Here is an 18,757-nt window from a genome sequence, read left to right on the forward strand (position 1 = left end):
GCCCAGATTGCGTATCGGGTCGCAGCCCGTCTTTTGAAAACCACATGATCGCCACAGTCGACTCCTAATTGGAGTGTCAGTCTCAAAGGAAGTCACAGCTCAGACCGCTTGATTTAGGCTAGCTAGGTATTCTCTTCCCCACGGAAACATCACTAGCCTCAAGGTCGTCCACCACAAGCGCACAACGCCCACATTCTCGAGTTCCGCATCGTTAAAGAGTCCATGCGCATAGTTGTTTCTGAGCCGATACCCAGAACTCTCCGTCATTAGAGCTCGAAGTTCCAGCACCAGTCTCGATCCGAGAATTTCGGCTGCGTCTTGGCTGATGAGCATATCTCCGAGCGTCCGCTCCTTTTCTATGCCGTCGTCGCCAACGGTCAGTGTATTGCGTCCCGCTCTCTTGAGAAGGTTTCTGACAAAGGGCTCAACTTGCGGGATTAGGTAGGTTCCACACTCGTGCCAATCGGACGTGCAGCCAGCGTAGAGGCCACGCGCCAAGCTGTATTCGTGGCCCTTCGGGGCGGTTGGGGAGAGATATGCCGCTTCCAAGAACAGCTCGAAGGACGGGGGGTGGCTCGCCGTCATTACTTCCAGTGCGTTGGGAGCGATCACTTTGGAAAAAAAGTCCAACCGGTGCTCGAGAAGATAGGCGACCATTCGCCGCGTCACATGCTCCTCGTTGTTGATGTCGAACGCGTCTTCTCTGTCAATAGGATTGCCGCTTCGATCTAGGTGCACTTGGGTGAAAAAGCTTCGGAACACGAACCGTTGCGCGCTCTCAATGGCCTCCTGCCTAATCATTCCGGGGTCGTACCAGTTGCCTAATAAAAACCCTAATTGTAGCAATGCCTCCCAAGCGGTCGGCCCGGTAATCGCGGCGCGTGCAGCTTCCGCAATGTCGGTCACATCAACCGAAAACTCATGCTCGTGCATCTCCGATTCGATGCCCATGCGTAGATCAGAAAGTTCCTGCCACAGCGCTGTGATGTGCTGCCGTGGCGAGCGTGCCTGTCGAAGTAGTTGGATACCTTCCGCTAGCCAATCAGAACGAAGCATGGCGCTACCAGTGCCTCTGGATCGGGTCACAAGCGCTTGGCCAGCAGCGAGATGGCATCGATTCGCGCTGGCCTTGTTCCCGGCCACCTCCCACAGCTTATAGGCTAGGAGGTACGCCCGGGACGCGAGGTCATAATCGCAGTTCTCATCTGTTGCGAACTGGTTCGCTGCCTGCTCTAAGATTGGAGCAACTTCGGCCGAGAAGCTGTAGCGCTGCGCGATGATGTCGCGAGCTAGCGCGTGATAGAGGCCTGGATGCCTCAGCTCCAAGCCACGTCGAATGCCCGAGATGATGAGTTGCTTGTATCGCTCATAGGTGGCTTCATCTCGCTTGGCGTACACCCAGCGCAATCTAGTTCCTCTGATCGCCTCATCCGTGTGAAGAAATCCTTGCTCTCCAAGAAGATGTTGCTCGCAGTGATCGAGGTACGCGTGAACAGCAGTGGACCCAAGTTGCCATTGATTCAATCCACGATCACGACCGGCTGTGACCGCGACGTCAGCTAGTCGAGCTCGAAGCCAGGGATCATTAGCTTGCAGCGCCATCATCGCGAGGCACTCTATATCGTACTGGTCCAATGAATCTAGGCCGTTCTTTTTCTGGACCGATCTAATGCGAAATGGAAAGGACGCTCGCGGTTCCATCACTAGAGTCGCCACGTGACCTAGCAGCGTTAGAACTTCCGCAGCCAAGGTCTCATCGCGCGCCTGCAGTTGCTCAATTTGTGGCATCAGTCGGAAACGTGAATCGATCGAGTACTCCGACCAGTCAAGCTCAAGTACGTATTGCTGCCAATCCATTGCGCTGAGAGTCTCTTCCGATACTGGTCGAGTGAGGATTGCCACAGGGCCTCCATTCGTTGTGGCTTAGGCGATGGGTACTTTCTAGAACTGCTTTTACTCCGCGAGTCGCCAAATTTCGGCTCAGGTAGCAACACTCTCGGACATTACTGCCAGTCGCCTTGGCGGCCGTCCAACAGCCTAAGGCCTTTCGGAGCTTCGTTGCGCCAATGATCGAATGTGGCCTCCTGCATGAGAACAACGCGTCACGACCGGCGCTAACGCGCGCTGAAACGTTCTTAGGGCCGTCGCGCAGAATTCGTCTTGCCGGCTAAGCAGTAAGGGGCGGGGATAGACCCGGCGCGCAGAATCTGTCTGCGGCCTCCGCGGCGCCAGCCACGGCGCGTGCGGGGTGGCAGTGGCCAATACTGAGGGCGGCTGGCATGCTGCGGCATCAAACTGCATGGAGCACCCGACGATGGCCGCGCCGGCAACATCCCCTCCCGAATGGTACGTCATCTGGATGCCCGTCATTGTGGCTGTCGTGACGGTGCTGGGCAGCTTCCTTGGCGCCTACCTGGCCAGCCGCTGGACTCGCAACCGCGAGTTGGAGGCACAGACCAACAAAGCGGCGCACGACAAGGCAGAGAAGGCCAAAAAGGACGCCTCTGACGCGGCCTACCTAGCCGGCTTGGTTGCTGGCGAGTTGGAACGTTTCAGCAGCGCATGCGAAGCCGTGGCATTTGACAACGGTGTGGAGGATCACGAGGGGTACACGCATACGACCAAGCCAACGCCGACGTTCGATCGAAAACAATTCGACGTCGTATGGTCGGTGCTTCCGCCCGTGTTGATGTTCGACGTGTTGCACCTTCCGAACCGCATACACGAGGCCGATCAGCGTATTGAAGGCGCCGCCGAGCACGACGATCCCCCGGACTACCCGGCCTTTTTCGAGCGGCGTAAGTTCGAGTACGCAGGCCTGGGCATCGAAGCCGCTCGGTTCGCGGCGGAACTGCGATCATTCGCCCAAATCGCTCCTCGACCAGCCAATCCCGATTGGGATTCGGTTGAGAAAATGACTGAATTGCGCGCCGCGATCCTAACACGATGGGCGACGCCAACGCCGTTTCCATTCGACCTCCCGCCGCAGCCAACAGCGAGTTGACGAGGCATTCGACAGAGCGGCGGCGTCTGCCTGCGCGGCAGCCGCCGGAGAGGCTGCATTGCCGGGCCATCATGATTCAAGATAGCTCTGGATAACCGTGGATAACTCTGGATAATCAAAAGAGTTGGATTCCGGTTGCCCACGCTCCACCAGTCTCTTGCGGTCCAACCGCGTCTCTTCGCCACACCCCCTCACGAAAGGCCTTATTTCCGACCTTTTCGGCGTCGGCGTGTGGACCTGTCAAATATCCACAGCCTCGAATTTGGCGAGAAATCCGCCGAATCTTCTCCGTTTTCTCCCGTCCTGTGGTCTGCAGACCAGTGGATTGGTTTTCGGGGTCTTACGGATCAATGGGTTAGCCGTGGACTTGTCGAGCGAGTTTTATCGCGATCAACATATCCAGCGGGGTCCGAACTCGCGTCGATAGGCTGGGGAAGTCGAATGCATCGCCCAGGATTTCGTAGGCATCTCAAAGCCGCGAACTGCGGCCTGGCAACCGTGAGGATTTCAAAGGCTGCAGGCCCAGCCCAGAGCTCTCCGACACGAGCATCGTATGTCTTCGATTAGTGCTCGAAACCTCGTCGCACCTCTAGACTCGCGAGAGCGCAAGCTGCTTAGCGTCCGCATGCGGTTTCTACCGCTGCTCCTGGTGATTTCGCTTGTGATCATCGCCCTGATGGCGCTGAAGAGGGTCGCACCCGACTCTTTCCTGGGCGCGTTGATTCCTGAGCACCTAGGGCTATCCCTGCTGTGCTTGATCCCGGTGTACGTTTACGCCGCGGTGCTGCGAATACATCTGGTTAGGGATCTGGCGCGAGGGGTCAAGATCGTCCGCGAAGCGGTACTTGAAAATAAGAAGAAAATCGACAGTGACGACTCGACGAGCTTTCGGATCTTTGTAACCGTAAGTGGGTCTTCCCCGCCGCTGACGTTCCAAGTTCCGGAAGAGGTTCACGACTCGCTCGTGAAAGGGCAGGCGATCCGTATTTCCTATGCGCCCCGGAGCATGGTCGTGCTGGAACTACAGAGCAACGGTTACCACTACCTGCCAGTAGAGTGACGCGAGATGCGCGGTGAATAGCAGGGCGTCGCCTATTGAGCTGGCCTTGCGTGCGGTGGGCTTCGCGACGCCCGGAATCAGAAAGTCAGTAGCGCTCTGGCCGAGCCCGATCTTTTGGCTAGCGCCGGCGCGGGCGAGTTCGATCGTGGTGGCCTGGGGCAGCGTTTTCATCGAGACGTGCTGCCGACACGCGCGGATGAGAGAGGCTCTAATTGCCGTACTTGGCGCGATACAGGCGGTACAGGTAGTCGGCATTGTCGAATCCCGCCTGTGAGCCCGCTTGCGCCAATGTCCTGCACTGGCCACTGCTGATCAGATGGTGGACTTTCTCCAGGCGTTGCTCGCGAAGCCACGTCTGCGGCGGGAGGCCGGTCAAATCCACGACACGCCGCCGCAACTGGCGTTCGGACAGATGGGCCATGTCCGCCCACTGCGATACGCCGAACCGCGCGTCGCCGATCGCTGCCGACGCGATGGCGATGAGGGGATCGGCATCGAGTTTGGCGTTGGCCTCGCGGTGCTTCCTGGTCGTTTCGGCCAACTCCGGCCAGACGCCTTCGAGTACGCCAAGCAACTGCTCGAACGAAAATGGTTTCGCGAGGTAGGCGGCGGCACCGGCTGCAATTCCCGCTTCACGGTCCTCGCGCGAGGACTTGGCCGACATCAGCACGACAGGAACGCCATCGTAGCGCGGCTGGGATCGCAGTTGCCGACAAACTTCCAACCCACTGGCGTCGGGCAGCAGGACATCCGCCAACAGCACCGCGACGGGCATCGTCTCCAGGATCGAAGTGGCCTCGGCGGCGCTGTACGCCCGCAGTATCCGCATCCGCTCGGACAGCCGCTCTTCCAGATAATCCCCGAGTTCGCGGTGATCCTCCAGGAGCAGGAGGCTACGCCCTGGGTTCTCTTGTGGGCGGGCCGCAACAACGCGCTGGGACGCCGACGGCGCGCGCGCAACGGCCTCGCGCGCGGGGTCGGAACGGATTGCGATCTCCTCCAATGCCACATGCGCCGTGCCGGTCGGCAGCTCGATCCACAACCTCGCGCCGCGCCCGGGCTCGCTGTCCGCCCCGATCCTGCCGCCGTGCAACAGCACCAGTTCCCGCGCCAATGCAAGACCGATTCCCAGGCCCTGGTGCTCCGCGGAAAGATCCGTAGCGCCGCGATAAAAACGATCGAACATGCGTTTTGCGACTTGTGCGGACAGGCCGGGCCCCTCGTCGGCGACGCCGATACGCACATACCCGGCGTTCGCGTCATGTCCTACGTCGACATGCACGACGCTACCGCGCGGCGCATGGCGGCAGGCGTTGCTTATGAGGTTGCCGAGGATCGTGGTCAGCAAGGCGGTGTCGGCCATGAGCGACGGCAGGTCCTCCGCGCACGCGATTTCGAATGCCAGTGCATTGCGCTGGGCCAGAGGCAGGAAGGCCGCCATTGTGTCCTTGACGAATTCGCCGGGATCGATCCGGCTGAAATCCAGTTCGATCCGCCTGGCTTCGGCGAGTACGAGCTGCACGAGTTGATCGACGAGCCCATCGAGGCGATCGACCTGTTGCAAGGACTGGTGGATACGCCTGCGCAGGATCGGCGCCGACAACTCGTCGGTCGTTTCGATCTCGCGCAGGCTGACGCCGATCAGCATCAATGGCGTCCGCAGTTCGTGGCCGATGTCGGCGAGCAGTCGCGTGCGGAATGCATCCAGCCCTTCGAGGCGCTCGGTTTGCGTGGCCAGAGTCAGGTTGTTGCGTTCGAGACGGGCGTTAAGGGCGGCCAACTCGGTCAGCGCGGTTTCGGCTTGGGTCTTGGCGATCGACAGCTTGGCGGTTCTGTGTCGAACCTTTCGATCGAGCAACGCCGTCCGCCGCCGCAGATCGCGCAAGCGCCATCGCAGCAGGAGGCCGCCGGCACCCGCCAGCAGGACGACGCAGGCGAACTTGAACCAGACGGTTTCGTACCAGTAGTACGGCACCGAGAACTCAACCACCGTCGGCTCTGGGTACCACACGCCGTCGCCATTGCCAGCGACGACTTCGAACCGGTGGCGACCCGGCGGCAGCGCCATAAAGGATGCCGTACGTACGTGCTCGGCCGTGGTCCATTGCTCGTGCGAAGGCAACAGGCGGTACCGGAACCGAAGTCGCTCCGCGCCGTGCAGATCCGCGGCGCTGTAGGCGATCTGAATCGAACGCACGCCGGCGGGCAGCGGCCGCGCGACGTCGAACGGGCGGCCGCTGCGCAGATCCAGCGTCCTGTCGATGACGGTGCGCGAGCGATTGGGGCGCACAGGCATGCTGGCGGGATCGATCCGCACGACGCCGCGCTGGGTCGGAAACCAGAGGATGCCGTCGGCATCGCGGGCCGCGGCCGGCTGGACGCCGCCATTGCCCTCGAGTTCGGTCAGGCCGTCCGGCAAACCGATGGAGAGCGGCGAGAGCATGGCAGCGCCATCGCGCGCGATGGCGGACAGCGCCTGTTGCGTGATCCGGTGGATACCCTGATTGCTGTTGATCCACAGACTCCCCTGCGCATCCTGCAGGACCGAGTGCGGACTGTTCGACGGCAATCCCTGCGCGCGCCCCAACTGCCTTGCATGGTCCCCTTGCGGGTCGTCCGCATCGATGCCCACCAAGCCGTGGCCTTCGGTGCTGGCCCAAATCGTGCCGGCCGCGTCCTGAAACAATCCGCGCACGGTGACGCCGTCGAGCAGCCTGCGTGCGACCGCGCGCGCCTGGCCATGAGCCATCCGGTAGAGGCCGCGATCGCTGCCGAACCAGAGGCTCCCGTCCGCGGCGTGCAGCACTGCGCCGACCTGCACGGACTCCGTGTCCGGCCAGATCCGGCGCCAACCGTCCGTGTCGCGCCTCCATACACCGTTGCCGGTTCCGATCCAAAGGCGGCGGCGATCATCGAAACTCAGCGAGAGCACCTGTGCGTGCGCCAGTGGCAGCGGCAGGGCGACGGGCTCGAACGTCGTTGCCCCGACAGGCAGGCGACGCAATCCTGGACGATACGTCGCGGTGTAGACCTCGCCATCGGGCGACACCGCGACGGCGTGGGTGTTTTCGCCCGGCAGCCCTTGCGCGGGACCGTAGCGGTCGATGTGTCCGTCGGGTCGAAGCGCATGGATGCCGCCGCCCAGCGCGCCGATCCACAGGCTGCCGTCGGGGGCGACGTCGATCCCGTAGACGTTGTCGCTGCGCAGGCCGTCGCTCTTGTCGATGGTATCGACGCGCGGCGCCGACAGGGCGTACAGGCTGTCGCGCAGCGTGCTGACCCAGGCGATGCCCGCATGGTCGAAGTACACGTCTAGGATCTCGCCCGGACTGCTCAGGACTTGGACGCCATCGCAGAAGAGCTGGCCGCCGCGGGCGATCCACAGGCGGTCGGCGGGATCCTGCCAGCTTCGGGCCAAACCCTGCGCGGGAAAGCCGGCCGGTGCGGGCACCGGCTGCATCGCTCCGCTGCCTTCCTGGATCCGGAAAACGCCGCGATCGCTGCCGACCCAGACATGCCCGGCACGGTCGATCCGCACTTGTACGATCTCGGCCGGTTCGGGCGCAGGGGAACCGAATTGAGCGATCCGACCGTCGAGGCCCACCCGCGCGAGTCTGTACCGAGACGCAATCCAGAGATTGCCGCGCCCGTCGACCTGCGCGATGAATCGATCGCGCCCTAATCGAAGGAAGTCGCCGCCCTTCAACGGCACGGGCCGTTCCTGCTTGTACTGAAGCAGCAAACCCCGTCCCGGGACGATCAGCCAGAACCGATGCGGCGCGGCGCGCAGCGCTGCCGCCACGCCCAATGCCGGGTCGAACGACGCTTCTCGCGCGAACTGGCCATCGCTTCCAGCGCAATCGATGCCGGCCGGCGACGTGACGCAGATTGGGTCGGCATGCAGGAAGCTCGCGTCGACGATCCGCTTGCGTTGCCCATCATCGAACGGAAGCGCTTCGACGACGCTGCCGCGGGCACGCACCACGGTGCCGTCGGCGGACAGCGCGTAGACATACCCGGAATCGTCCTGCTGCAGCGACACGAAGCGGTTGCCGCCGATCTGCGCAGAGCGGGCGGAATCATGGATGTCGAAGTCGCGGCCGTCGAAGCGCGCGAGTCCGTCGTGCGTGGCGATCCAAAGGAAGCCGTCGCCATCGGCGCGCGCGGCGGCGGCGCTGCCGACCGGCAGGCCGTTGGCCGTGGTGAAGTGGCGCACCACCATCGGCAGCGAACCCGCGTGGGCACTGCCAAGCCAAGCCAAGGCAAGAAACGCCCAAGCGCGATGAACGACCATCCGATCACGAACCCTGGAAAAGGCGCGATCCGTTCCATCCCCGTGGTTTTCGGTCGCTCGGTCGCCACTCTATCGCAAAGCGCACTGTGGAATAGAGGATGCGACACGTCGCGCTGCAAAGGTGGTCACATTTCCAGGGCGGTGCGCTTCGCGATGAAACTGCGCGACGCGGCACGCTCGCAACGGCGGAGCCCGGATGCGCGATGTCCGCCGCGGCAGGCGCAACGGACATCGCAAACAGGGCGCGGCGCGGTCAAGGCATCCGCTTCTGCAAGGCCTCCGAAACGTACGGCACGGTGAACAGCACGCGCACCGGGCAGCTGTTGACCAGGTCGATGCTCGGCAAAGACGCGTAGCCGGGCGACGGGAACCCGAAATACTTGAGCTCCATCGCCCACAATGCGCTCGGTTTCAGGAAGTACATCCGCGCGGTATAGGCTTCTCCCGGCGCGAGCGGGTTGAGGTATTCGCCCAGGTTGATCCCCCAGGAAGCGCTGGAACTGCTGGAGGTCTCGTGGGATGCGGAGATGTCCATGCCGACCATGAAGGACATCGTTTCCTCCACCATCGGGATGCCGAGGCCGATGATGCCGAGTATGCCGACCTCCGCGTCCCCTTCGATGTGCGAGGCCACGCCAGCGTAGATCGAGCTGTCGATGAACCAACGGCCGGCGTGAGTGAAGTTGCTCGTATCTTGGTACTCGTCGCGCATGATCGAGGTTTCCGAGAACGAGAACTCCAGATACTCGCTGTTCCTGCCGGGGCCGAAGGAAGGGGATCCGAACCTGTCGACGACCTTGTTGAGATAGTCCCTTCCCGTATAGAAAGAGCGGAAGTCCTCGCCGTTGATGATGAACTCTTCCTGCTGTTGCTCGCTGAGCTTGCCGAAGAGGTCGTACATCGTGTTGTTGATTCGCTGCTCCTGGTAGGACGTAAGGTCTCCGGGCGTGTAGCAATAGGTCGCGTAGTCGGCCGCTATCGCCGTAGGCGGCGAGGTCGCGATCGGGTGAGCCTTCACCACCATCGATCCCGAGATCGCGTTCGACCCGCGCAGTAGCGCGACGGCGAGATCGAACCCGATCCTGCTGATCGGCGTGTTGCAGAACAATGCGCCTTCGGGGCTGATGAACAGTTCCGCGTCGTCGGTCTGCTCCGGCGTTTCCTGTAGCTCCTTGGGCAGGCCCTTGGTCGTGACGGAACACGCGGTGGCCGTATGGATCGTCCTTTCGGTGCTGGTGATGCTGGCGTAGCCGCTGGACAGCGAGATCTCGCTCTGGACTCCGATCGAGGTGATCAGCAGCGTCTCGGAGAATTTGAATCCCGCCGCGCCGGTGATGTTGTTCTCGACCTTGGCCGAGGCGTCGCTGCCGACGAGATACTCGTAGGTGCACAGCAGCCAGTTGATCATTCCCGACGGACTGTCGGCGCCCCAGACCCGCTTCTCCGGGACCGGATACGGGAAGCTGTCCGCCACCATCGACAGGATCAGCGTCTGCTCGTACTCATCCAGCAGGTCGGCCGTGATGTAGTCGGGGACGGCGAAGATTTCGCCCCAGTAGAAGGTCGAGAACATGGGGTGCTGGTTGGCCGCGGTCAGCACGCACTCGACGTGCTTCTGTATCCGGCAGTTCTCGTAGTAGGTCGTCGTGCTGCTGCTCGGCATCGGGACGGGGCAGGGCGATCTCCCGATCTGGATCGGAAGCGGGAGGAACAGCGAACACGGCGCCGTCTGCGACGACACCGAGGGGCTGTGCCCGTCCGGATCGCCCGGCGCGACGATCCAGCACGGCGAGTACATGCCCGGCTTGCCGTGATCCGGGTCCCCGGACGGGCGCGAGTTCAACCGCAACGACGCGGTCCTGGCATGTGCCGAGGCGTCGCTGAACTTGGCCAGCACCGATCCGTCCGGAGCCGTGCACAGCGTCGCCGCGGAAGCGGCCCCTGCCTCCTGAAGCCCGGTGATTTCGATGCCGTGGATGGGCGGGTAGACGGATTCGACCTTCATATAGGAGATCGGATCGAATGCGCCAGCGAGTGGAAGTCCGTAGGACCTGCAGGGGTTGGATGCGTGTCGCGAACGCAGGCAGGTCACCAGCGTGAGGTAGGGGCGCATCGCATCGTAGGGGGTGAGTTGCATCGCACCCTGGTTGATCCAGGCGGCCGTGAGATGCGCGTAGCCACCGGAGGCCAGCGAACCATCGGCATCGAGCGCCGCCCACATTCCACCCGAGTGGTCTTCCACCTGCCAGGGGCTATTCGGAACGAAGGCGGACGGATCCAGCGTCACCCCCAGCAAGCTCGTGCAGGCAGAAGCGTCCTTGTACAGGACGACGCAACCGATGTTGCCGTCCAACTTCTTTCCCATCCCGCCTGGCATGCCGAAGGCCGCGATATTGCTTGCGAACACCCCGTTGGAGATCCCGGCGATGTTGTCGAACCCGATGGTGGCGAGATGGCCGGTGGGTTTTTCCGCGAACGAAATCCTGAGCACGCGGAATACGCCATCCATGCTTTTCCAGAAGATGTAGCCGTATCCGTCCAGCGCCATCGCGGATATCGCGCCGTCGACCAGGAAGTCGCCGCTCATCGAATCCGGCAGCCGCGATTTGATTTGGGCCTCGTGCCACTGGTTGAGGTCGGATAGTTTTCCGGATGTTTCGTACTCGGCGGTGTTTGCGTAGAGAACCATCAATGCGCCGTTCTGATCCGCCGTCGCATACACGGCGTGGCCGTCCACCAATACCGAAGCGCTGGTGATGTCTGCAGTGGTGACGCTGGGTGTCGTGGCGCCGCACTTGATCGGTTGGTTTCTCTTGTCCAGTTTTGCGCTCATTTCCTGTCCTTGCTGGGAGAGTTGCTGGATTGCCTGTTGTCGATGCCGCCGGCTTCGGAAGCGCGCTTTCGCAGCTTCGATGGCCAGCCGTTACGCATTTCCCGGAGTTCGCCGTCGAATGTTTCGAAGACGCGATGGGGCGCTTCCCTTGGGCGCCTCGCGTCCCGGACTTCGATCAGTCGAATCGTTCCCCGGCAGCTGCGAAGCCCATAGACATTGCGGCGCCGTCGCGATGCCTCTTTCCCGAGCAAGGCCCGCTCACCGATCGACGTGCGGACCTCGGCCTCGAAGGTCAGACCGCCGCGACAGCGCACGGCATCGACGCCCCTGTATTCGCCGAGCAGCCTCTCCATCTCGCCGGCCTGCGCTTCGCTGAGTCTCGGGCGGGTACGCGTCTTGCGCCGCCGCAGCCGTACGTGCCGAAGGCGAAGGTATGTGGCGATGGCGCGCGATGGCAGACACGGGGCGGACGCCGATCCGCATGGATCGGTCGTCGATACGTATGCAGCGGACAATGGAGCCGTCCGGATCGGACATTGCGATTCGTATCACATGCAAATGTTGACGAATTCCGCTATGTGCAGTCGCATTTGGCGAGCAGGTCATTGGCTCGGTGGACTGCCCCGTATCGGTGCGAAGCCCCCGCATTCGGGGATCGACTGACGCGAACTCGCCGTGAGCGCCCACCGTGCCGCGTTGGGGAAGGGGATGTCTTCGGCCCCGCTAGTGTCGCGAGCAAGAGGACGTGGACCGATGCGAAGCCGTCGAAGCCGGCCGAGCGGTCCGGTGCGGGACCTTCCGGTCGGGTCGCGCAGAGTCCGGTGTTGTGCCCCCGATCGCGCCCGTGCGGGGCTACGTCGGCGACCGATCCGATGCTTAGTGGCAGTCGAAAAGCCTCGTTTCGGATGCCCGCGTCTGTAAAAGGTCGTCCTTCGTCCCGGCAGGTTTCCTCCCCCGGACGACACGCAGCAGGCAGGCGGGCCACTAAGGGCTTCGCCTTGCGCTGGGAGCCTGCATGGACGGGCCCTGGGGCCGTCTGCGCGAGGAAAGCGCGGGCTGCTGGTGGGAGGTGTTCGGCACCCGAACCAGTGGTATACCCGACTTGGTCGATGGAGCCCTAAGGGCCGGTGATGGTCTGGCTCCGCGCACTGGCATTGCGGCGGATCCTCCGTGGACCGCTCAAGCGGGCGCCATCGTGAACGCAATCGCGGTCCGGTTATCGCGCATCGTCCCGTCCTCGCGGCCAAGCGTCGAGAAACTCTACCGTCCAACATACATTGCGTATAAGTAGAGCCACTTCGCCAGTTGGATTCTCTAATGAATGCAAATGCTGATGTGATTGCATGGTTGCTGGATTCCGACCCCGCTCTCCGCTGGCAGGTGATGCGCGACCTGCTTGAGGCGCCCGATACAGAGTGGCAAGCCGAGCGCGGGAAAATCGAGCGTCAAGGGTGGGGGGCTCGTCTGCTCGCCGCACAGGACTCGGATGGACAGTGGGACGGAGGCGCGTTCGTGCCCGCCGGCTTTACCGAACAGGACTGGAGCGATACCGGCCAGCCGTGGACGGCGACCTGCTGGTCCCTCACCCAGTTGCGCGAGTTCGGACTGGAACCGGAGTGCGCCTGTGCGCGCCGTACCACCCGGCAAGTCGGTATCAATTCGCGTTGGGACCATGTAGGTCAACCGTACTGGGCCGGTGAGGTCGAGGAGTGCATCAACGGCCGTACGGTCGCACAGGGCGCTTATTTTGGCGTAGACGTCGCGCCCATCGTCCAACGGCTGCTTTCGGAACGCCAGCCCGATGGCGGATGGAACTGCGAGCGTGCCAATGGCTCGCGCGTCTCTTCGTTCGATACGACGATCAACGTGCTTGAAGGCCTGCTGGCCTTTGCGTGCTCAAACGAAGATACCGACGCCATCCGCAATGCCCGGCAAGCCGGCGAAGAGTATCTCCTACGCCGTGATCTCTTCCGACGGCTTACGACCGGTGAACCTGCCGACCCCGACTATCTGCTCTTCATCCATCCGTCGCGCTGGCGCTACGACATTCTCCGCGCGCTCGATTACTTCAGAGAGTCGTCGCTCTTCCGCAACGTCGAGCCGGACATCCGATTGGCCGCCGCCATCGATCACGTTCGTTCGCGTCGCCTGAGCGACGGGCGTTGGCCGCTCGATAAACGTCCCCGCGGTCGGGTCTGGTTCGAGATCGACCAGGATCCCGGTCAGCCGTCGCGCTGGATCACCCTTCGCGCGCTGCGCGTCTTGAAGTGGTGGAATTCGTACGATCAAACAGACGGCCGCTAAGAGGGGCTTACCGCGTTTTCGCGAGCTTGCGGAGGGGCGGTCGAGTCCGGCGCCGGCCCGTCGAATGTGTTCGGAGCGCATCGCTATGAACGGAATCTCCCGCTCTCCACCAATGCGGAAGATGCGGGAGACGATTGGCGCCGGTTAGGGTATCCGATCCGCACGGCGATCATGTCTTTGCTGATCGCGTCGCCGAGACGGATGCCGGCATCGAAGCGCTCGGCCACGACGTTGGCGAAACCGTCGATCTCCCGGACTGCCGATCCGGTTCCGAACGCGATCGGGGCCGTTTCGCGGGCCGGGCCGAGTGCCGTCAACCCAGCCCGCGAATGAGCGCTATTTGAGGTGGGCGAGGATTCCGGCGGCGATCGTGTCGAGAAGCGGCTGCGGCAAGTCGTGCCCCATGCCTTCGACGCCCTGCTCTGGGTCTCCAAGCCATCCGGCCCCCGGGATCGCGTCGCGTGTGGCCTTGCCGCCGGATATGTGGATGAGCGCGTCCTCGTTACCGTGGATGACCAGCGTCGGCAGGGTCAGGCCGTTGAGCTCCTTCGTGCGGTCGCCTGCGAGCAGGATTGCGCCGACTTGACGCGCGCCGCCGCCGGGGTGGGCCGGAGCGCCGTTCGAATCCAGCGAGCGCCGATAAGCCGCCTCGGCGAGCGCCCGGCGACGTGGCCCCTCTTCGGCGGCATAAGTATCCGAGCCGATCAGATCGTACAGCGCCGCGATATGACGGATAGCGCCTTCCTCATCGGAGGGCGGCTCCTTGATCAGTTCCGCAATGACGCCGGGCTGCGCATAGCCGACCCAGATATTGCCGGTCGTGCTCATGATCGAGCAGAGACTGCGCGCTCGCGCGGGGTAGTTGATCGCCAGCCTCTGCGCGATCATTCCGCCCATCGAAGCTCCGACGATATGGGCGTTGTCGATCTCAAGGTGATCCAACAACCGGATGGCGTCATCGGCCATATCCACAAGGCGATACCCGTCGGCGGGCGGCTCCCCGGTGCGCCATCGGGTCAGGCCGCTGTCGCGGTTGTCAAAGCGGATGACCCGATGCTTCTCTTTCAGTTTGTCGACGAGTTGCTGCGGCCAATGGATCAGCTGGGAGCTCAGGCCCATGATCAACAGCACGGGCGGGTGCGATGGGTCGCCGTCGACCCGATAGCACAATTTCACGTCTTCGAACTCAACGAACAAGTCTTCGGATGTCACCGTCATGAACTTTCTCCTCCACTGGCGTCGTGGATAGGTACTTATGATCAAGGGGGGGTAGAGCAGTCCAACGTCAATCGGATACAGACAATTGAACGGATCGTCCGATGTGCGGATCGATCGGTCTCGTTCGAGCTGCCCTGAAATCGGCGGCAACGCAGCAACGAGAAAACGTGTCGGCTGCGCAAGCGCTTGTCGACGCGGGTTGCAGACGAGTTCTATCGAACATACCGACCGTTCGGATCCGGTTCCGAGACGACGTAGACGGACTCCCGCTGGGTCACCGAATTTAACGAACGATCACGATGACTCACGGAGCTTGAGCGTCTCTCCCCTCCGAGCTTTGCTTCCCTCCGCAGGAGGCCGACTGGCGTTGACCGAATCGGCGCGAGGGGCGACAGGACGTTGCCGCCGTGGCCGCCGCGCAGGATTCAGTCGCACATGCCTCTGGCATTGCGGCGTTCGCGATCCCCGGGTGCGACCTGCGCCTGCTGGATACAGCTTGCCTTCGAGCGACAAGGCGGTTGGGCCAGCGCTAACCGCTCCCGTCATAAAAATTTTCGAGCCGTGTCGGCTTTCGGTCTCGGATTTCCAACTGTTGATCGATCCCTGCCGCGTCGGCCTACAAGACATCGGCGCGGCGAATCCGGGTCCGCAGCGATGGACCCGTCACTCATCCGCATCCGGGCTCCTGAGATCGCGACGCCGGTTATTGGCACGACGGCAGCGGCGTCCCGTCGTCCCAGGCATTGCGCAACCACTTGATCCCTTCGACGCCGTTGTAGGGCACCGTCGGCGAATGGTTGGCCGGGTTGTCGCCGCCCAGATAACACGCGCTGCCCCACTGCGAGCCGCGCACGAAGCGGGTGTCGCTGACTTCGATGGTCACGCCCGAGCCCAGGCCCGAGTCGTAGGGCGCGAGCGTGTAGCCGCCGCCGGCGAGCCGGCTTTCGCGGATGGTCAGGCTGGAACCGGCGCCGGGGCGGTCGGCCCAGAACACCGCGGCGTTGCCGTAGCCGCCGGTGTTGACCGGGCGCGCGTCGATGTCGCTGTGCAGGATGCTGACGGTGCCGACTTGGCCCGGCGCATAGAACTGCAGCGCGTCGAGGTGGTCGCCGGGGTAGAAGCAGGTCTGGTGGATCAGGCTGTCCTGGATCAGCACCGGCGCGCCGCCGCCGGCGACCAGCAGGTCGTCGCCGTTGTGGTGCAGGTGCGCGCGGATCAGCGTGTAGCCGTTGTCGCCGACGATGAGGCGGCGGCCGCCGTTGTTGCGGGCCGGGCAGGCGTCGGGGCCGAGGTCGACGTCCTTGAGCACGAGATTGCGGTTGGTGCGGTGGTCGACGTAGCTCTTGATCCGGCTGTTGCTGACGGTGACGTTGTCGTGGCGCACGATCAGCGCGCCGGAGATCGACAGTCCGTCGATGGTCTGGCCGTCGCGGCTGGTGGTGTAGTCGCCGACGATCGCGGTCAGCGGCCGTCCCGCGGGCACGCCGGTGCAGTTGCGGTCGGGGAAGGCCGGGAACGGCGCGCAGCTGCGCTCGCTGCCGAGCGGAGGCGTGGTGACCGACACCGATGGCGACGGCGCCGATTCGTTGCCGGCGGCGTCGACCGCGCCGACGCGATAGTCGTAGCGCGTCTGCGGCTGCGCGGTGTCGTGGACGAAGGCGGTCGATTCGGTTTCGCCGAGCGCGACCGGGTCGCCGTTCGCGTAGACGCGATAGCGCAGCTGCGCGCTGGTGTCGTCGCTGCTCGGGTTCCAGCTCAGATGCACGGTGTGGGCGTCGGCGGCGACCGCGCTGAGGCCGGTCGGCACGCTCGGCGCGACGGTGTCGCCGCTCAGCGGCGAGAACAAGGCGTCGACCCAATAGTTGGCCGAGCGCCAGCTCGCATCCGGAAACGCGCTCTGCGCGCCGTAGCGGTAATTGCCGTTGCCGCCGTCGCTGCCGTCGCGCAGCGCGCGCAACGGGCCGCTGGCGTAGTCGGCGTTGGCGAAGTAGTCCAGGTCGGCCGAGTAATGTCCGTTCGGCGCGTAGTAGGACACGAGGTAGGTGGTGTCCGCGGCGATCCGCACCGGCGCGGCGAAGCGCACGCTCTGCCAGCCCGAAGCGGTTTCCCCGGCGAAGGCGGCGCGCGCCAGCAGGACGCCGTCCTTGCTCCACAGGTTGCCGATATGCGCGCCGGTATTGGCGGCCGATTTGTAGAAGCGCACGCCGGTGATCCAGCCCGGCTGGGTGCTGCGGAAGCGCAGGCCGAGTTCGACGCCGTCGGGATCGGGCGCGTCGATCAAGGTCGGCGCGGCCGCGTCGTTCCACAGGCTCAGGTCGCCGGCGGCGAAGGCGCGGAATTCGCGGATGTTGGTCCAGTACGAGCTGTTCTGGGTGCAGTGCAGGCGGCCGACGATGCGCGCGGCGCGCACGTCGCGCGCCGCGCCGCGGAAGGTGTAGACCACGCCGGCGGTTTGCGAGGAGTCGTACAAGTAGGCCGGTTCCACCGCCCAGCCGCTGTCGCGCCAATCGCCGCGGGCGCTGTTGGAGAACTGCAGGCGCAGGTCGGCGCAGAACGCGCCGTCGCCGCTGCTGTTCCAACTGCCGTGGACGATCTCGACCCGGTCGATCGTGCGGCTCGCGTCCCACAGCACGCCCGCGCCGGAGTAGTGGTCGGCGGGCTCGCTCTCGCCGCCGCTCAGGTGCACGTCGACCGCGTCGTCGCCGTCGTTGAGCAGCGGCGCGGCGACGCGCAGGCTGTCGGGTTCGGTTTCGCTGCGGCCGTCGGCGGCCGCGGTCAGGCCGTGCTGCCAACGGTAAGCGGTGCCCGCGGGGGCGACGTTCGGGCCTTGCGCCGCGGCGAGGCCGGGCAGAGCGGCGCAACTCAACAGCAGGCACAGCGAAGCGGCGCGCGCGGGAGCGGGCGCGGCGGCGAAGCCGGAGTGGCTGGACATGGTCGGGTCTCTGGTGGTGATCGCGACAGCGGTCGAGAGAGACACGGCGCGTCGCTTCCTCGGCGCGCCGTGCGATCGGGAAGCGGAGGTCCCTGGATTCCCGAGGCCAACGCTAAGGCCGGCCGGATCGGTAAAAAAATGGCGCCTGTCACCGATTGCGCGTGCGATGACAAACGTCAATGCGGCGGGCTGTGATTGAGGGCGGTGGTTGGCGCGCCGCGGGACGAAGAACGCCGGGCCGCCGGCCAAGATCCCTAAGATTTGGCCGGCCCAACCGGCATCGATCCACTCAAGTACATCGCAATGGCTACCGAGACGTTCCGGACCAACAAAAGGCCGGACCGGCGCCGGCATCGGCACACGCCCGAAAAGCCTCAAGAACGCCGGCTGCCGAGCCTAGCCGGCGATGCCGCACCGAAGCAGCGCCGCGACGCACGCCGGTTCCGCGGCCACGGCCGGCGGCCGCGTTGACTGGCGGCGCGGCGGCCTCAATCATTCCGGTTTCGTGCATGTCGCCGACCGGAGCGACGGACGATCACAGGGGACTATCGATGAAGAACCTGCTCACGGCGGCGGCGCTCGCGCTGGCGTTGACGGCTTGCGGCACCCATTACGCCACCGGCCAGGCCACCGCCACGGTCAAAGAAGGCTGGCACCGCGAGAGCGTCACCCGCTGGGGCGGCGCGCGGGTGTTCGGCTACGGCACCAGCGAGATCGGCTACGACGGGGACGCCGGCAAGCGCAACTACACCTTCGATGCCGGCAGCGAGACGATGCGGGTGTGGTTCTTCGCCAACCGCAACGGCTTCAAGGGCGCGTTCACCCGCAGCGAGGTGGTCGAGCTGCCGGTGACGCTCGAACCCGGCCAGCGTTACGAGTTGCGCGCCGCCGAAAGCGCGAAGACGGTGAAGTTCGCGCTGGTCAACCTCGGCAACGGCCAGACGGTGGCGAGCACGGACGAGGTTCCGCTCAGGCTCGGCCCCTCGCCTTTGCCGGTGCCGGCGGTGCCGGTGATTCTTTATCTGCCCGCGCGGTGAGGCGCGGGCCGCGCCCGGCCGCCGCGGGCCGGGCCGGAAACCCTTCGGCGCTTCGCGCTCGCGGACCGCTTCGTT

General features: G+C 64.1%; 11 protein-coding genes. 4 read left to right on the forward strand and 7 right to left on the reverse strand.

The annotated features are described in order from the left end of the window. Positions 1–99 precede the first annotated feature (99 nt). Positions 100–1,902: a DUF4209 domain-containing protein gene (locus tag J5226_RS10065; RefSeq protein WP_215839776.1), complete on the reverse strand. Its 1,803-nt coding sequence runs from the start codon at positions 1,900–1,902 to the stop codon at positions 100–102. A 412-nt stretch (positions 1,903–2,314) separates the two neighbouring features. On the opposite strand from J5226_RS10065, the gene J5226_RS10070 reads away from it, so the two are divergent. Next, positions 2,315–3,004 carry a hypothetical protein gene (locus J5226_RS10070; protein WP_215839777.1) on the forward strand — a complete coding sequence of 230 codons (690 nt, stop codon included), beginning with the start codon at positions 2,315–2,317 and terminating at the stop codon, positions 3,002–3,004. A 661-nt stretch (positions 3,005–3,665) separates the two neighbouring features. Next, a complete protein-coding gene (locus J5226_RS10075; RefSeq protein ID WP_215839778.1) occupies positions 3,666–4,064 on the forward strand; it encodes a hypothetical protein in 399 nt (132 codons plus the stop codon). Here the strand turns inward: J5226_RS10075 and J5226_RS10080 are convergent. The 4 genes from J5226_RS10080 to J5226_RS10095 form a co-directional block, all read right to left on the reverse strand. After that, the gene (locus J5226_RS10080) at positions 4,026–4,235 is read right to left on the reverse strand and encodes a hypothetical protein (protein ID WP_215839779.1); all 210 of its coding nucleotides are present in this window, start codon (positions 4,233–4,235) and stop codon (positions 4,026–4,028) included. The genes J5226_RS10075 and J5226_RS10080 overlap by 39 nt on opposite strands. Before the next feature lie 37 nt (positions 4,236–4,272). Next, positions 4,273–8,286: an ATP-binding protein gene (locus tag J5226_RS10085; protein ID WP_215839780.1), complete on the reverse strand. Its 4,014-nt coding sequence runs from the start codon at positions 8,284–8,286 to the stop codon at positions 4,273–4,275. 325 nt (positions 8,287–8,611) lie between these two features. Next, the gene (locus tag J5226_RS10090) at positions 8,612–11,191 is read right to left on the reverse strand and encodes a hypothetical protein (RefSeq protein WP_215839781.1); all 2,580 of its coding nucleotides are present in this window, start codon (positions 11,189–11,191) and stop codon (positions 8,612–8,614) included. Further along, positions 11,188–11,544 (reverse strand): hypothetical protein, encoded by a 357-nt coding sequence (locus tag J5226_RS10095; RefSeq protein ID WP_215839782.1) that lies wholly within the window; start codon positions 11,542–11,544, stop codon positions 11,188–11,190. Before J5226_RS10095 ends, J5226_RS10090 begins: the two co-directional genes overlap by 4 nt. A gap of 964 nt (positions 11,545–12,508) precedes the next feature. Here J5226_RS10095 and J5226_RS10100 point away from each other — a divergent pair. Next, positions 12,509–13,495 (forward strand): hypothetical protein, encoded by a 987-nt coding sequence (locus tag J5226_RS10100; RefSeq protein ID WP_215839783.1) that lies wholly within the window; start codon positions 12,509–12,511, stop codon positions 13,493–13,495. Between the two features lie 336 nt (positions 13,496–13,831). Here the strand turns inward: J5226_RS10100 and J5226_RS10105 are convergent, their stop codons facing one another. Both J5226_RS10105 and J5226_RS10110 read right to left on the reverse strand, forming a co-directional pair. Beyond that, positions 13,832–14,713 carry an alpha/beta hydrolase gene (locus J5226_RS10105; protein ID WP_215839784.1) on the reverse strand — a complete coding sequence of 294 codons (882 nt, stop codon included), beginning with the start codon at positions 14,711–14,713 and terminating at the stop codon, positions 13,832–13,834. 703 nt (positions 14,714–15,416) lie between these two features. Further along, entirely contained in the window at positions 15,417–17,645 is a 2,229-nt protein-coding gene (locus tag J5226_RS10110; protein ID WP_215839785.1) for a DUF4082 domain-containing protein, read from the reverse strand. Between the two features lie 551 nt (positions 17,646–18,196). Here J5226_RS10110 and J5226_RS10115 point away from each other — a divergent pair. Continuing rightward, complete coding sequence (locus J5226_RS10115) at positions 18,197–18,682, forward strand: hypothetical protein (RefSeq protein WP_215839786.1); 486 nt, start codon at positions 18,197–18,199, stop codon at positions 18,680–18,682. The last annotated feature ends 75 nt before the right edge of the window (positions 18,683–18,757 follow it).

The sequence above is a fragment of the Lysobacter sp. K5869 genome, from assembly GCF_018847975.1.
In the GTDB taxonomy this organism is placed as follows: Bacteria; Pseudomonadota; Gammaproteobacteria; order Xanthomonadales; family Xanthomonadaceae; genus Lysobacter.

Bases quoted from the DNA above. Each gene is read 5' to 3' on its own strand.
- J5226_RS10085 (WP_215839780.1), bottom strand. From the start codon at position 8,286: ATGGTGGTGCGCCACTTCACCACGGCCAACGGCCTGCCGGTCGGCAGC.
- J5226_RS10115 (WP_215839786.1), top strand. From the start codon at position 18,197: ATGAAGAACCTGCTCACGGCGGCGGCGCTCGCGCTGGCGTTGACGGCT.
- J5226_RS10110 (WP_215839785.1), bottom strand. From the start codon at position 17,645: ATGTCCAGCCACTCCGGCTTCGCCGCCGCGCCCGCTCCCGCGCGCGCC.
- J5226_RS10080 (WP_215839779.1), bottom strand. From the start codon at position 4,235: ATGAAAACGCTGCCCCAGGCCACCACGATCGAACTCGCCCGCGCCGGC.
- J5226_RS10090 (WP_215839781.1), bottom strand. From the start codon at position 11,191: ATGAGCGCAAAACTGGACAAGAGAAACCAACCGATCAAGTGCGGCGCC.
- J5226_RS10105 (WP_215839784.1), bottom strand. From the start codon at position 14,713: ATGACGGTGACATCCGAAGACTTGTTCGTTGAGTTCGAAGACGTGAAA.
- J5226_RS10070 (WP_215839777.1), top strand. From the start codon at position 2,315: ATGGCCGCGCCGGCAACATCCCCTCCCGAATGGTACGTCATCTGGATG.
- J5226_RS10095 (WP_215839782.1), bottom strand. From the start codon at position 11,544: ATGGAGAGGCTGCTCGGCGAATACAGGGGCGTCGATGCCGTGCGCTGT.
- J5226_RS10100 (WP_215839783.1), top strand. From the start codon at position 12,509: ATGAATGCAAATGCTGATGTGATTGCATGGTTGCTGGATTCCGACCCC.